Origin of the sequence: Sodalis sp. RH21, assembly GCF_047324175.1 — a bacterium.
Taxonomy (GTDB): Bacteria; Pseudomonadota; Gammaproteobacteria; order Enterobacterales; family Enterobacteriaceae; genus Acerihabitans.
The window spans coordinates 711,454-726,741 of record NZ_CP178732.1; the positions used below are offsets into that span (position 1 = coordinate 711,454).

Consider the following 15,288-nt stretch of genomic DNA (forward strand, 5'->3'; position numbering starts at 1 on the left):
TTAGCCTTTTACCGCGCCGCTCGTCAGGCCGCTGACAATACGTCTTTGGAAAATGAGAACTAAGATGACGATGGGTAACGTCACGACGACCGACGCCGCCATAATACTTCCCCAAGGTAGTTCGTATTGGGACGCTCCCCTCAGCATACTAATGGCCACGGGCACGGTACGTTTGTCTCCCGAAATAACAAACGTCAGGGCAAACATAAATTCGTTCCAGGCGCCGATAAAGGTCAATAAACCGGTAGTTACCAGTGCTGGCGCCATCACCGGTGCAAAAACCCGGCGAATAATAATCCATGTGCTCGCACCGTCCACGATTGCCGCTTCTTCTAATTCAATAGGGATAGATTTCATAAAAGTGGTTAACACCCAGACGGTAAACGGCAGGGAAAATGTTGTATATGACACGACCAAAGCGCCGAGAGAATCATAAAGCCCGATAAATCGAACTAATTCAAACATGCCTGATAAAATGGCTACTTGGGGAAACATTGATACGCACAAGATGGTAAATAATAAATATTTACGCCCCTTGAAGGGAATGCGTGCTAACGCAAAGGCGGCGGTAATTGAAATTAAAAGACAGATGGTCACGGTTACCGTTGCCACCAGAACAGAATTAAGCAAGCTCCTTGCTATACCATTATCAATTAACGCGGTAGCGTAGTTACTCCAATGGAATCCGCTAGGTATAAAATTGGGTAGAATGAGTTCCTGCCCGGTACGCAGCGAAGTTAATATGGCATAATAAAAAGGGAATAGACAGATAATACAAATTAACGCCGAGCTGGCAAAAATGAGTAACTTACTGCCAAGCGTGCGTTGGTTGCGGCTTAATTTCACCTTTTATTCTCCTTTTCATGCAACCGCGAGGCATAAAGAAAGCAGGCAGCTATGCCGGCAACCATCATGAAGACCAGCACGGAAGCGGCAGAACCCGTTCCTAGTTCCTGGTAATTCATCATTTGTTCCCGTGCGTAACCAGAAATAGACATGGTTGACTCACTATTAGATGTCAGCACATAAATGAGATCGAAAACCCGCATGGCATCCATGACCCTGAATATCAAGGCCACGATCATCGCCGGCATAATCAGCGGCAGGGTAATACGCTTGAACCTCTGCCAGGCGTTAGCGCCGTCGACCCGGGCGGCCTCGTAGAGATCGGTTGGGATCAATTGCAGCGCGGCGAGTAACATCAGCGCCATAAAAGGCGTGGTTTTCCATACATCGGCAATAACCACCGCCCACATGGACAATGAGGGCTCGGCAATCCATGCCGGGTGGCTGCTAATGATGCCGAACTGGTTTAGCAGGGCATTTACTACGCCATATTGGTCATGAAACATCCAGCTCCACATTTTGGCGCTGACGATAGTGGGAATGGCCCATGGCACTAAAATAGCGGTTCGTACCAGGCCCAGGCCACGAAATTTCTGGTTCATCAGCAAAGCCAATAACATGCCTAGTGCCAGTTCAAAGGCAACCGATATGGCGCAAAACCATAGAGTATTAACTACCGAGTGCCACCAGAGCGGATCGGCCAATACACCATAATTATGACTTGGGGAAAACGAGAAATAATTATCGAAACCTACCAAGTTATATTCTTGAGGGTTATCTAAAGCAGCATCGGTAAAACTGAAAAAAAGCGTACGTAAGAGTGGCCAGCCGGCAACCAATGCTAATAATAGCAGCACTGGCGCGACTAAAACCCAGGCAATGCGGTTGCGGCGTCTTTGATAATTTAATTTACGGCCCTTACCGGTACGTATTGGCTTTATGGCATGGGGGGATGATGTTGTCGGGGTATTTGCCCTGGGCATCCTTTGGGTAGTGCGTTTCATCAATCACTCCGGGCAATCTGCAACGCTAGCGGGATGAAGACCCGGCAAACCATTAAGGGCCGGCCGGGCCTTCAGGTAGAACTTAATGCCAGTCATGTCCTTTGATGCGCTCAAGCCGCTTTTCGAGGTCGGCTACCGCCGTTTTGCCATCCATGCCGCCACGTAATACGGTAAAGGTGGTATTAAAAATGGCGTTAGAGACGCGAGAGTATTGTCCTTTGGTTTGCGAAGCGGGACGGGCTATTGCCGTGGCAAAAATATTTTTAAATTGGGCCAGGTGCGGCGCCAGCGCCAGTACCTCTGGATCATCATATAATGCGGGGTCGGTTGGCGAAAATCCCAGTAATTTCAAAGACATTTTTTGCGATTCGTTATCAGCGAGCATTTTAACCAATTCAACCGCGGCCATGGGATTTTTGGTATTGGCGTTAACTGCCCATTGCCAGCCGCCGAGTGTGCTCGCTGATTTACCGTCGGCGGTGCCTGGTAGCGGCATGACGCCTACTTTGCCTTTTAATGGACTGTCATCGCCCTGCGAAAGTACGTAGGCATAAGGCCAATTGCGCATAAACAGGGCATCGCCGTTTTGAAATACGGTACGGGATTCATCTTCTTTATAGCCCAGCACCCCTTGCGGGGTGATTTTCCCAATCCATCCGGCAGCCATATCCAGCGCTTGAGCAGCCTGGGGATTATTAATGGTAATTTTGCCGTTATCATCGACAAAAGTACCGCCACCATAGGAATCAACCCACTCAAGGGCATTGCAGGTAAGCCCTTCGTAGGATTTACCCTGGAATACGATACCCCAGAAGTTGCTATGGCCCGCTTTGCGTTCTTCTTGCTGAATATGCGTAGCAATACGGGTTAATTCTTGCCAGCTGGTCGGCGGTTTTTCCCCATATTTTTCTAAAATATCTTTACGAAAATATAAAGCCCCGCTGTCAAGATAATGCGGGATTGCTTTAACCTTTCCATTGACCGTATCGTTTTGCCAAGCACCGGGGAAAAAGTCTTTTTTCATATCTTTGACATAAGGCGTTAAATCAAGCATATGTCGATCGAGCAAACCAATCCAGACTGTATCAGCATCAAATACATCGACGGCCTTTGCATCTTTGGCTGCAAATAGTTGTTGCAATAAAGCCAGCTTTTCATCGGAAGCAGTAGGAAGGTCAACAAATTCTAGTGTGGTACCTGTTTTGGCTTCAAATCGGTCCTTGATATATTTGCAATATTCTTTTCCGCCTGGTGAAGTTGGGCATTCCATTCGCAATGTATCGGCATAAGCTAAATTAACTATACCGGCTAATGCTGCTATAAGTATATTTACTGTCAGCTTTTTCATTTTATCCTCTTGTATTTCTGACTATTAGATAAAGCAATGATGCTTAAAAAACGCTGGCCCAACTGAATTGGAAAGGTCCCTACAAAACCCTCCCTTTTCATGCATACTATAAGAGGAAATCCTTTGACGGAAATGTCATTTACCCCGTAAGGTATAGATAAAATCTATATCTTACGGGGTAAATGTGATCTTGGACAAATTTTTGCGACAGTTTATAGAAGTGGCATCATTTAAAAATGTGAGCCATGCTGCAAACAAGCTGTGCCTCAGCCAGCCGACGCTTACGCATAACATGAAAAAGCTGGAAGAAAACATGGGCGTACCTTTGCTGGAACGGACATCCACCGGCGTAAAGCTCACCTTGTATGGCGATATTTTACTTGAGCAAGCCAGGATGATACAGCGTATATATGACAATACGTTTATTAAGATGACGGCGTTAAAAGAACGGCAAGAACAAAGCTTGCGAATTGGCGCCGGCCATGCTTGGTGGTATATGTTTGTCAAAGATATTTTTAATTTATACAGCAAGCGTTTTACTACTGCAAATATCCATATTGATTTAGGTAATCATTTGTGGTTGATGGATTTGTTGTTAAGCAGCGATATCGATCTATTCATAGGTCATGAAATAAAGGGCCTTAACCCGAAGTATGGTATTCATTTTTTTCCTTTATTTAGCACTGTTAACGGCATGTATGTCCGCGATACTCATCCGCTACTTAACAGCGGATTGCCATTAAGCGGCGATAGCCTGCTATCTTTCCCTTATCTTGAAGTAACGCCGGATACGGTGCGCCAACAAAGTATTGTCGAAGATATGCAAAGTAAAAAATACGATCGTAACCAGCTTCATTTAACCGAGCGTGTGGTTTATTCGACAAATTCAATGATGGCGGCTATCGATATACTCAATAATTCAGATAGCATCATGCCATATCCGGCATGTATGGACCAATATTTCTACAAACACCATATTGTTCCACTGCGATTAGACCAACATAACCGACGGGATAACGTTGGAGCATATATAATGCGCGAGAATATTGACGCTGCTCATATCGTCCAGCTTATGGATTTAATCCGCCAGTTTGTGAAGCAACATTTATCAGTATTGGAAAACAACCATACCTGAACCAACGCCTTGCGGTGTTCCCATGGTTTTTTTACCAAACCGAACGAGATTTTACTGCCCTGGCTACCGCCGCCGCCTTCCAGAAATCGGTAGAATGCGGACTATCGATCGCCTGGTGTTGGCTGAGTGCGGCGGATGTCTCTCCCTCTGGCGGTAATTGCGTCTGGCACTGTTGGAGAGACTGGTAGCGCGATATTACCCGCCCGTCTTTAAATGCGGTTTAAATCGCGTATCGTGCGTTCATTCTCAACGTTGCCGGTATTCACGGTGCTGTTGCGCTCCAGCAACACCACTTCGCAGGTAGGTTCCGCTTTTGGGCAATGTTCAACGCCGTGCGGCACAATAATATACTCCCCGGGTTCAAGCACCACATCACCGCCGTTTTCCGCGCGCAACTGCATGCGCAAACGTCCGCGGATAACGAAAAAAAGTTCATCTTCATTATCATGGTGATGCCAGTTGAACTCTCCCTCAAATTTTGCCAATTTGATCTGGAATTCATTGATATCCCCGCCAACGCGCGGGCTCCAGGTTTCAGTAAAGGTAGCAAAGGCCGCGGTTAAATTGACTTTGTTCAATTTAGGCATAATGGCGTCTCCAGGTATTATTTTCCGTTCAGTTTGACTAAATGGCCGAAATCCGGCAACGCATTTCTTTTTCCTGGCGGCAACGGGCAGGCGGCGCGCCGTGTGCCGGAGCGGGGCCGGCCGTAAGCATCTCTGGAATGCAGGTAAAACGATGCGTAAAATCCATCGAGATATTCAATAAGGGGGTAGGATCATCCCGGCGGAGGGGGCGATGGAGATAACGAAATCAAGAAAGGCACGGGTTTTTGCCGGCAAATAATGGCGGGAAGGGTAGACGGCAAATAAGGGAAAGCGGTCATCCCGCCAGTCGGGGAACAAGTCAATAAAGCGGCCCTTCTCCAGCATCGTTTCCGCTCCTAGTTCCATTACCTGGGCCACGCCGTATCCGGCCAGGCAGACGCTAAGCATCGTTTGCACGTCATTAACCGTCAATCGTCCCCGGGTATTGATCGCCACCCTTTCGCCCTGGCGGTAAAACTCCCACACAAAGGGCCGCCCGGTTTCCGGATTACGGAACTCGATACAAACATGTCCTGCCAGCTCCTGCGGGGTCTGCGGCCGTCCGTGCCGCTTAATATATGACGGCGCCGCAACGGTAACGATCCGGGTTTCTAACAGTTTGCGGGCGACTAAGTTGGACATGCGGGGCTCATCGAAACGAATGGCCAGATCAAACCCGTCGGCAACCATGTCTCCCAGCCGATCCCGCGTCGCTAATTCAAGCTGTAGTTCCGGGTGATCGTCGATAAATGTTCCCAGACGGGGACCCAAAATAAGACTTGAGAAGAAAGGATCGACATTAACGCGCAGGCGGCCGCGTATCATAGCCGTGCTTCCCGATGCCGTGGCGGCAGCGTCTTCCAAGCCCCTTAACAGGGGGATGACTTGTTCATAAAACCGGCGTCCTTCATCCGTAAGCGCGACCGACCGGGTGGTGCGATCCAGTAAACGAATACTTAACCGGGCTTCAAGGCGGGCTATAGAGCGACTGATGCCTGACTGCGACATATTTAATGTTTCCGCGGCCCTGGCAAAACTGCCGGTATCGACGATGGCCGCCAACACGCCCATGCCATTGAGTATTTTTTCATCGAAACTCATCATTAATGCCTAAACGTCATTAATTAAATGATTTTCAGGTTATCGCAAAACAGGACCGGAGAGCACAAAATTATCACCAGAACGGCAGTCGCGGCATGGCCGGAAGTCAATCCCATTGTCATTGCGGGAATCACGGTCTGGTATGTCCGTCATATGTAAATATCCACTGATAACCTGAAAATTGGGAGAAAACCATGGCACGAGTATTTATTACCGGATCGTCCGACGGTCTGGGGTTAATGGCGGCCCGGTTGTTGGCGGCGGAAGGTCACCACGTGGCGTTGCATGCCAGGAATGCTGCCCGGGCTGAAGAAACGCGCCAAGCGCTGCCATCCGCACTCGCGGTCCTTATCGGCGATTTATCCAGTATTGCCGAAACGCGCGCGCTGGCAGAACGCGTCAACCAATTGGGGGCTTTTGACGCGGTGATCCATAATGCGGGCATCGGCTATCGTGAACCAAAGCGTATTGAGACGGTAGATGGCCTGCCGCAGCTTTTTGCCGTGAATACGTTGGCCCCCTATATCCTCACCGCGCTGATTGAAAAACCCAAACGTTTAATCTACCTCAGCTCGTTGTTGCATCGACGCACCGAGGGTGTTCTGGATGATTTACTCTGGCAAAAAAGGCCTTGGGATGGCACGCAGGCCTATTCCGAGACAAAATTCCATGATGTGTTATTGGCTTTCGCCATGGCTCGTTATTGGCCGGGTATCTATTCCAATGCCTTGGAACCAGGTTGGGTCGCCACCAAGATGGGGGGGCCGGATGCCAATGATGATTTGGATGCGGCGTATCGCACCCAGGCCTGGCTTGCGGTGAGCGATGATCCTTTAGCCACCGGTTCCGGAGGCTATTTCTATCATCAACGCCCGCAGAAGGTTCATCCCGCCGCGCACCAGATTGAGCTGCAAGATGCCTTGATTAATACCTGTGCCGGTCTTTCGGGAATTAACATCACACATTAAATAAGCGACGCTGCCGGTTTATTGTGTAATTAAGGTTACCGCGGATCGGAATATAGCATTTTATTGAAAGTTAATTAACCAGAGCGAAATATATATCCAATGCATCAAATAATATTATTTGACGCATTGGCTCCTTATAACCATGACTAAAGCTATTTTCTTTGATTATCCTCTGCGATAAAGGGAAAACCATACATTTCACCGCCAGTTTTTATATTTTATCATAGGAATAAAAATGCCCAATAATGCCTCGCCAGCGGCGCGCAAGCATGAGCTAGCGCCAGCGACCGTATCGCAACATCTCGATAAAACTGAAACCTCACCCGCGGGTGCTTCGCTTAAGACCTGGATTGCGATCCTGGCCTTGGCTATCGGCTGTTTTACCTTTGTCAGTTCCGAAATGCTGCCGATTGGGCTGCTCGGACCTATCGCTGCGGGGATACATCTGTCATTAGGCATGACCGGCCTCCTGGTCACCGGATTTGCGCTTTTTGTCGCGATCACCGCCGGGCCGTTGACGGTACTGACCGCCAGGTTTGACCGCAAATGGATTATGGTCGGCTTGATGGTCGTTTGCCTGGTGGGAAACGCGCTGGCTGCCGTCGCCACCACCTTTACCTTATTGCTGTTAGCCAGGATCATCGTCGCCATGGCCATCGGCGTGTTTTGGTCCATCGCAACCGCAATGGCGATACGCCTGGTTCCGCAGCATCAGGCCGTTAGGGCTACTTCCCTGGTATTGGGCGGGCTGGCGGTGGCTGCCGTGCTCGGGGTTCCTTTAGGCACGCTTATCGGCCAATATTTTGGCTGGCATGCCGCATTTGGCGCGCTATCCTTGCTCAGTTTGGTCGTCTGCGTAGCGGCTTTAATCGTATTGCCCCCATTGCCGTCGCAGAGCACGGGTAATTTACGCGCCATCATTGATGCCTTTTACCATGGACAGATCCGGTTTATTTTCTTTACCACCGCGCTGGTGATGACCGGTAACTTCCTGGCGTATACCTATATTACGCCATACTTACAGGATGTTTCCGGTATTCCCGCGTCCTGGATCAGCTCGTTGCTACTGTTATATGGCGCTGCCGGGGTATTAGGGAATTTCTCTATCGGCAGCGCAATGGCCCGGTCATTACGCGGCGCATTGATTCTCACGTTAACCGTACTGGCCCTGAGTATGATAATGCTTTGGGGCGTTGCGCAGTATAAATTTGCCGTTATTGCACTGCTGGTTCCCTGGGGTATGAGTTATGCGGCCCTGCCGGTTCTCCTGCAAACCTGGGTATTCCGGGCCGCAGGTGAAACGGGAGATGTCGAGGCCGCGTTGTCATTATTTGTCGTTGCCTTCAATGGCGCTATCGCCATCGGCGCTTTAGCCGGGGGGCTGGCGCTGGATGTATTTGGCGCCCATGTCGTCGTGCTGTTGGCCGCTGTTATTATCGCGCTATCGTTATTGCTGGTACTACGTTCATCCCACGGCCGCCACCGCTGATGCCGGGCGGTAAACTCCTGGCTATCCGGACAATCGCGCGGCGTATCTTCAGGGAGTCGTTAAAGCTATAACACGCCGGCGCCGGCTAATCTTTCGATCGCATTATCAACATACTGGCCTCCTAGTTACCGTGTCTTGGCTACCGGGCGTACCGAAGAAAAATTCCTGCGCGCGCGGCAAGCCCTGGGGGCGGTTCGCCTGGTGCGCTATCATTTAGTATTATCCATGGCTTATTAAGGAGTGGACCCAATGGTTCAACATCTCAAAATCGACTTTGTGTCCGATGTCGCCTGCCCTTGGTGTATTATTGGCTTACGCGGTCTGCAAGAAGCATTGGCGCGGACCACCGATCAAGTACAGGCGGAGATCGTTTTTCAACCCTTCGAATTGAACCCCGATATGCCGGCGGAGGGCCAGGATTTGGCTGAGCATGTTGCCGAGAAATATGGCTCTACCGCGGAACAATCCGCCGCCAATCGCGCCACGATCCGGTCGCGGGCGGCCGATGTCGGTTTCGAGTTTACCCTGGCGGAACATAGCCGCATCCATAACACCTTCGATGCTCACCGGCTGCTGTACTGGGCCGGGACCCAGGGACGGCAACAGCCGTTGAAACTGGCGCTATTTAAAGCGAATTTTACCGATGGCGCCAATGTGTCGGACCCCGACGTGCTGGTCGCTGCTGCCGTTTCCGCCGGGCTGGATGAGACGGCGGCGCGGGACGTGCTGGCTTCGGGGCGCTACGCCGCAGAGGTGCGCGAGGCGGAGCAGCTGTGGCTGTCCCGCGGCATCAATTCCGTACCCGCCATCGTGATCAATGAAAAATGGCTGATATCGGGCGGTCAGCCCGCCGACGCCTTTGAAAGCGCGCTGCGCGATATCGCCGCCGAATTGTCGGATGCGGGTCGGCAAGCGTAGCGCTGATGGCGCCGGCGGCAACCGGCGCCCTGCCTGCTTCCGGTCCCGGGCCGCAGGATCAGCACCGCGGTGGCCAGGGCCGCTCCCCCGCCTAGCAACAACGCGCTGGTCACGCCGAAATGATCGACCACCACGCCGCCGATCAACGCGCCGGCGCCGATAGCCGCCTGGGCGTGTCGATGCTGACGCTGGCCGACGTCTTGCCCGAATTGGCAAGCGGCGATCCGATCCGCTTATTGCCGAACTGGTATGCCGATGCCGGCGCGATATCCCTGTATTACGCCTCGCGCACGCTGATTTCGTCCAAGACCCGGGTCTTTGTCGATTATGCGGTCGACGCCTTCCAGAGCCAGGGGCTGGCCGAACGCTTTGCCGGCAGTTTGGGGCGCCGAACCGACGGCTTTCAGGCCAATTGAAAGCGTTCGAAGCGGGTCAGCGCGTCTTCGATGGCTTCCTTCAATCCGGACCGCTCCCGTGCGGCCCAGGTCCATTGCTGCATCACTAGCCGGCCCGCGCGGCGATCGGCCTTGAGATCGAGGACGGCCGCGATCTCGTCACCCATCAGCACCGGCAGCGCGAAGTAGCCGAGGACGCGCTTGGCGGCGGGCACGTAGGCTTCGAACCGGTGTTCGTAGCCGAAAAACAGATTCAGCCGCTTGCGCTGGATAACCAGGGGATCGAAGGGGGATAAAATATGCACCCGCGGGTCGACGGGCGCGAGGGGCGCGATGGTATCCAGCGTTGCCGGCCTCACCCAATGCTGGACGGCGTGATGGTTTTCGATATGCACCGGCACCAGGCGCTTGCGGCGCACGCCGGTTTCAATCAAACCGGCGATGGCCGCTTTCATCTTCAGGTTGCCAAAGCAGATCGAGTCAAGGCTCACCATGCCCTGCGCCCGGATGGCGCGGTCGAGGAGATACTGGGCGAATTGCGCCTCGGTGGCGCATTTCGGACGGCGGCGCCAGCCGAAATGGCGCTGCGTCAGCTCATAGTTCTTAAGCATGCCCGAGCGTTTGCTGATAGCCAGATCGCCGGTGAAAAAACCCAGGCGCAGCGCTTGCCTCGACGGCTTGCGGCTGCCCCAGGGATGGGTCTTCTCCACCAGCTGTTCGTCAATATCGCGAATCGACAGCGGGCCGTCCGCGCGGATGCGTTTTAACAGCGCCGCATACGCCGCGGGGTCTACCGCCGCGAACGAACCCTGAGGCGCGGCGCGGTGGCGCGCCATCGCCGGCATGAAAAAACGATAGTCTTCAGTGGGGACGTAGGCCAGCGCGTGGGTCCAATATTCGAATACCGATTTATCCGCCGACTGCGCCTGCTCCAGGTCGGAACGCGCGTAGTCCGGCAGGCGGGTAAACAAGATATGATGGTGGCTGCGCTCAATGACATTGATCGTGTCAATCTGCACGTAACCCAGATGGTTTATCGCATTTTTTACCGCCTCCGACCCCTCGCCAAACGGGGATTCCCGGTCAAGGCATTGCGCCTGTAGCCAGATCCGACGGGCTAACGCGGGGGCGATGGGCAATGATGGGCTATTCAATTCCGTTCTCCTGCTGCTAAGCCGTAATAATGGGGATGGCGCGTTCGTGTGGCAAATAATTTTGCCTTTCACCGTCCAAAAATAGACCGGCCTCCCAAAACAGGAATTTATAACATTACTTCGTTGCCTATGGATAGTTGTTGATTATATGTTGATTCTTTGTATGTTAAATGCAATTAGGAATATAACTATGCTTATAAAGATCGGCGTGTCCATGGTTGCAATGGCAATATTAACCTCTGCCCCGGCTATTGCCCAGCAACCCGCAGGTTACCCGGCGGACTATCAGAAGCTGGTGGATGGCGCGAAAAAAGAAGGCAAAGTGGTGATTTATTCCACCACCGATACCAAAGCGGCGGGCCCGTTAATTCAGGGTTTTGAGCAAACCTATCCCGGCATTAAAGTCGAATATAACGATATGAACAGTACCGAACTGTACAACCGTTATATCAGCGAACAGGCGGCGGGCGGCACCAGCGGCGACGTGGTGTGGAGTTCCTCGATGGACACCGCGCTGAAACTGGCCGTCGATTATGCCGAAGAATATATCTCTCCCGAACAAGGGCAGTTGCCGAAATGGGCGGTATGGAAAGATAAAGCCTATGGCACGACTTACGAACCGGTGGTATTCATCTATAACAAACGGCTGATCCCGCAGGGCGATGTGCCGGACTCGCACGCCGCGCTGGCTAAACTGATTGCCGGCCAGACAGACAAATTCAAAAAGAAAGTCACCACCTATGACATCGAAAAGTCCGGTCTGGGTTTCATGCTTTCCGTGCAGGACTATAAAGCGGACCCGAACTATTTCGCCACCCTGGCCGACGTCGCCAAAGGCGGTTTGACCGTACAGTCTTCCACCGGCACCATGATGGAAAGGGTATCGTCGGGCGAAAACCTGATTGGCTTTAACATCCTCGGGTCTTACGCGGAAGCCCGCGCCAAAACCGACCCTTCATTGGGCATCTCCTATCCGAAGGATTACACCCTGGTCCTGTCCCGGGTGGCCTTTATCAGCAAAGACACCAAAAACGCCAATGCGGCCAAACTGTGGCTTGACTATATCCTGTCCGAAAAAGGCCAGGCTATTCTTGCCAACCAGGCCGACATTCCGTCAATCCGTAATGATATCGAAGGTAAAAATGATATCGACGGCATGACCAAAATGCTAGGCAATGCGCTCAAACCGATCCCGGTCGATGAAACCCTGCTGGAATATTTACAGCAGAAAAAACGGCTGGATTATATCAAACAGTGGCGCGCCGCCGCCCCAAAATAATGCCATGACCCGGATACGCGCCAGCCCAATGGCGCGTATCGCCTTGTTGTAGCCCGATCGCGCCGTGCCAGGTTCTTAACCAAAGGGATTACACATGAAAGCAATGCGCAGAAAGTGGCAGAGTCTGCCGCGCAGCTTAGTGGTGCTGATAACCGCGTTGGTTATCTATATACCGCTGTCATTTATCGTAATTCAAAGCTTTCTTTCAGCCCCCTTTTTCTCGCCATCCAAAGAATGGAGCCTTGAATCTTTTGGTTTTATTTTTACCGATCCGGATTTTTATAAGGCGCTGAAAAGCGGCTTTATCCTGGCGTTCGGACTGGTGGTGATAGCGATTCCGCTGGGGGGGATTCTGGCTTTCCTGATGGTGCGTACCGACTTGCCAGGCCGACGCCTGATCGAACCGCTGATCCTGGTGCCGGTTTTCGTGTCGCCGATGGTGCTCGCTTTTGGTTATGTGGTGGCCACCGGGCCGGCGGGATTCTTCTCGCTGTGGATGGAGTCGGTATTCGGCTTCGTGCCGTGGAATATTTACGCCATGTCAAGCATTGTGGCGATCGCCGGACTGACCCATGTTCCGCACGCTTACCTCTATATCTCCTCGGCGCTGCGCAGCGTCGGATCGGATGTGGAAGAGGCCGCGCGCATCGCCGGCGCCTCTCCCTTGCAAGTGATGACCGCCGTCAGCCTGCCGATGGTACGTCCGTCGATTCTCTATGCCAGCGTTCTGCTGTTCTTCCTCGGGCTGGAAGTATTTGGCCTGATGCTGGTCCTGGGCGACCCGGAGGGCAATCTGGTGCTGGCGACCTACCTTTACCAGCTCACCAATAAGCTCGGCACGCCGTCGTATCATCTGATGGCGGCGGTGGCGGTGGTGCTGATATGCATCACGATTCCGCTGGTGATGCTGCAACGCCGCTTGATGAGAACCGCCAACCGCTTCGTTACCCTTAAAGGCAAGGCTTCCCAGGCCAGGGCGTTGCCGCTGGGTAAATGGCGCTGGGTGGCGGGCGCCGTGGTGGTTTTTTGGCTGACGGTCACCATCGGGGTGCCGCTGATCGGGGTGGTGTTGCGGGCCTTTGTCTCCAACTGGGGCGTCGGTGTTTCCATTTGGGACGAACTGTCGCTGAACACCTTTCGCACTATCTGGCAGCAGCCGAACCTGCTGCGGGCCATCGTCAACTCCATGGCCATCGGCGTGATCGGCGGCGCGTTGGCGGTGGCGTGCTATCTGTTTATCGGCATCGCCATGCACCGCAAACCGGATAATGTGACCCGTTTCCTGGACTACAGCGTGCTGGTGCCCCGCGCGGTGCCGGGCCTGCTGGCCGGTCTGGCATTTTTGTGGGTATTCCTGTTCCTGCCGATGTGGCTCGACAATGCGCTGAAATCCGGCTGGCTGTCGGGGCTGCCGGTGTCCCAATGGCTGCGTGATAACCTGGTGGTCTGGCTGCGTTCACTGCGCAGCACCATTTTCAGCGTATGGCTGGCCTATACCGTGGTGTGGATGGCGTACGGCCTGCGGCTGATTTCCTCGACCTTGCTGCAAGTCGCCCCCGAGCTGGAAGAGGCCGCGCGCAGCACCGGCGCGACGCGCGGGCAAATTACCCGCCACGTCACGATCCCTTTATCGCGCTACGGCCTCATCGGTTCCTGGTTGCTGATGTTCCTGATCTTCGAGCGGGAATATTCCACCGGGGTCTATTTGCTGTCGCCGGGCACCGAAACCATCGGTTCGATGCTGGTGTCGCTATGGGCCGCGGGGGCGATTGATATCGTCGCCGCGCTTTCCTTTATCAACATCCTGCTGGTTGTAGTGGGTTTGGGTATCGCCCTGCGTTTCGGAGTGAAAATACATGATTGAGCTATCAGTGGAAAACCTGCATTTGACCTATGGCGACAATCCGGTGTTAAAGGGCGTGTCCATGCAGCTCAGGCGCGGTGAAGTGGTGTCGCTGCTAGGGCCTTCGGGCAGCGGTAAAACCACCCTGTTGCGGGCGGTCGCCGGTCTTGAGAAACCGACGCAGGGCAAGATCGTGATCGGACGCAATACGGTGTATGACGGCAGCCCGCGCAGTGAAATACCCGCCGAAGAGCGCAACCTCGGCCTGGTCTTCCAGTCCTACGCCCTGTGGCCGCACAAAACCGTATTCGACAACGTGGCCTATCCGCTGCAATTGCGCAAAGTGTCGTCCGCTGAAATCACTCAGCGGGTGCAGGCGGTGCTGGACCAACTGGGGCTGGGGCATCTGGGCAAGCGTCATCCGCACCAGCTTTCCGGCGGCCAGCAACAGCGCGTGGCTATCGGACGGGCGCTGGTCTACAACCCGCCGGTTATTTTGCTGGATGAGCCGCTGTCCAACCTGGACGCCAAGCTGCGCGAAGAGGCGCGGGTATTTTTGCGCGAATTGATCATCAAACTCGGCCTGTCGGCGCTGATGGTCACGCACGACCAGAACGAAGCGATGGCGATTTCCGATCGCATCCTGCTGCTCAATAACGGTAAAATCGAGCAGCAGGGCACGCCGCAAGAAATGTACGGTACGCCATCCACGTTGTTTACCGCCGAATTTATGGGCAGCAATAACCGTTTGCACGGTAAAATCGTGGAAGTGCTGGACGGCCAAGCGCGCATCGAGGGCCTGGGCTGGGCGCTGTGGGGCCAGGCGGGGGAGGGTGTGCAGGCCGGGGAGGAAGGAACCGCGGTAATCCGCGTCGAACGGGTGCGCATGGAGTCGGAAGCGCAAGATAATTCCCTTGAGCTGCAGTTGCTTACCAGCATGTTTCTCGGCGATCGCTGGGAATATTTATTCCGCACCGCCGGCGACGATTTCGTGGTGCGCGCCTATGGCGCCGAGGCGCGGGACCAGCAGCTTTACCGCCTGTCGCTCCCGGCTAAAGATGTATGGATTTTCCCCCGGGCCTGAGCGCGGATTCACCCCCCCCATGCGAGCCGGCTATGCTTTTCGTCGGCCGGCTCGCATGGGGGGCGCTTTTATGGAAATAGCTACCATGATTTTCTTGCTATCGATGATCCAAATAAGCGTTATTTGAAAGTTCGCTG

General features: G+C 53.4%; 14 protein-coding genes. 8 read left to right on the forward strand and 6 right to left on the reverse strand.

Annotated features, from left to right (window positions below; translation table 11 throughout):
• The 3 genes from ACL2XP_RS03320 to ACL2XP_RS03330 form a co-directional block, all read right to left on the reverse strand.
• Positions 1–846: a carbohydrate ABC transporter permease gene (locus ACL2XP_RS03320; RefSeq protein ID WP_413737149.1), complete on the reverse strand. Its 846-nt coding sequence runs from the start codon at positions 844–846 to the stop codon at positions 1–3.
• Positions 843–1,850, reverse strand: a complete 1,008-nt coding sequence (locus tag ACL2XP_RS03325) for a carbohydrate ABC transporter permease (protein ID WP_413737150.1) — start codon at positions 1,848–1,850, stop codon at positions 843–845. Before ACL2XP_RS03325 ends, ACL2XP_RS03320 begins: the two co-directional genes overlap by 4 nt.
• A gap of 82 nt (positions 1,851–1,932) precedes the next feature.
• The gene (locus tag ACL2XP_RS03330; RefSeq protein ID WP_413737151.1) at positions 1,933–3,198 is read right to left on the reverse strand and encodes an ABC transporter substrate-binding protein; all 1,266 of its coding nucleotides are present in this window, start codon (positions 3,196–3,198) and stop codon (positions 1,933–1,935) included.
• A 184-nt stretch (positions 3,199–3,382) separates the two neighbouring features.
• Between ACL2XP_RS03330 and ACL2XP_RS03335 the strand changes: the two genes are divergently transcribed.
• Complete coding sequence (locus tag ACL2XP_RS03335; RefSeq protein WP_413737152.1) at positions 3,383–4,333, forward strand: LysR family transcriptional regulator; 951 nt, start codon at positions 3,383–3,385, stop codon at positions 4,331–4,333.
• 209 nt (positions 4,334–4,542) lie between these two features.
• Here the strand turns inward: ACL2XP_RS03335 and ACL2XP_RS03340 are convergent, their stop codons facing one another.
• Together ACL2XP_RS03340 and ACL2XP_RS03345 are read right to left on the reverse strand one after the other, a co-directional pair.
• A complete protein-coding gene (locus ACL2XP_RS03340; RefSeq protein WP_413737153.1) occupies positions 4,543–4,920 on the reverse strand; it encodes a cupin domain-containing protein in 378 nt (125 codons plus the stop codon).
• Positions 4,921–5,094: 174 nt separating this feature from the next.
• Positions 5,095–6,024, reverse strand: a complete 930-nt coding sequence (locus ACL2XP_RS03345) for a LysR family transcriptional regulator (RefSeq protein ID WP_413737154.1) — start codon at positions 6,022–6,024, stop codon at positions 5,095–5,097.
• 191 nt (positions 6,025–6,215) lie between these two features.
• Here ACL2XP_RS03345 and ACL2XP_RS03350 point away from each other — a divergent pair, with 191 nt between their 5' ends.
• The 4 genes from ACL2XP_RS03350 (at position 6,216) to ACL2XP_RS03365 (ending at position 9,812) form a co-directional block, all read left to right on the forward strand.
• Positions 6,216–6,989, forward strand: a complete 774-nt coding sequence (locus ACL2XP_RS03350; RefSeq protein ID WP_413737155.1) for an SDR family NAD(P)-dependent oxidoreductase — start codon at positions 6,216–6,218, stop codon at positions 6,987–6,989.
• Positions 6,990–7,224: 235 nt separating this feature from the next.
• On the forward strand, positions 7,225–8,478 hold the full coding sequence (locus ACL2XP_RS03355) for an MFS transporter (RefSeq protein ID WP_413737156.1): 1,254 nt from the start codon (positions 7,225–7,227) through the stop codon (positions 8,476–8,478).
• 249 nt (positions 8,479–8,727) lie between these two features.
• Positions 8,728–9,396 (forward strand): DsbA family oxidoreductase, encoded by a 669-nt coding sequence (locus ACL2XP_RS03360; protein WP_413737157.1) that lies wholly within the window; start codon positions 8,728–8,730, stop codon positions 9,394–9,396.
• Between the two features lie 119 nt (positions 9,397–9,515).
• Positions 9,516–9,812 carry a hypothetical protein gene (locus ACL2XP_RS03365; protein WP_413737158.1) on the forward strand — a complete coding sequence of 99 codons (297 nt, stop codon included), beginning with the start codon at positions 9,516–9,518 and terminating at the stop codon, positions 9,810–9,812.
• Here ACL2XP_RS03365 and ACL2XP_RS03370 read toward each other — a convergent pair.
• Complete coding sequence (locus tag ACL2XP_RS03370; protein WP_413737159.1) at positions 9,800–10,945, reverse strand: winged helix-turn-helix domain-containing protein; 1,146 nt, start codon at positions 10,943–10,945, stop codon at positions 9,800–9,802. The genes ACL2XP_RS03365 and ACL2XP_RS03370 overlap by 13 nt on opposite strands.
• A 214-nt stretch (positions 10,946–11,159) precedes the next feature.
• Between ACL2XP_RS03370 and ACL2XP_RS03375 the strand changes: the two genes are divergently transcribed.
• From ACL2XP_RS03375 to ACL2XP_RS03385, 3 genes are all read left to right on the forward strand, one after another.
• Entirely contained in the window at positions 11,160–12,224 is a 1,065-nt protein-coding gene (locus tag ACL2XP_RS03375) for an ABC transporter substrate-binding protein (RefSeq protein ID WP_413739072.1), read from the forward strand.
• A 94-nt stretch (positions 12,225–12,318) separates the two neighbouring features.
• Positions 12,319–14,088, forward strand: a complete 1,770-nt coding sequence (locus tag ACL2XP_RS03380; RefSeq protein ID WP_413737160.1) for an ABC transporter permease — start codon at positions 12,319–12,321, stop codon at positions 14,086–14,088.
• Positions 14,081–15,151 (forward strand): ABC transporter ATP-binding protein, encoded by a 1,071-nt coding sequence (locus ACL2XP_RS03385; RefSeq protein ID WP_413737161.1) that lies wholly within the window; start codon positions 14,081–14,083, stop codon positions 15,149–15,151. Before ACL2XP_RS03380 ends, ACL2XP_RS03385 begins: the two co-directional genes overlap by 8 nt.
• Positions 15,152–15,288 lie beyond the last annotated feature (137 nt).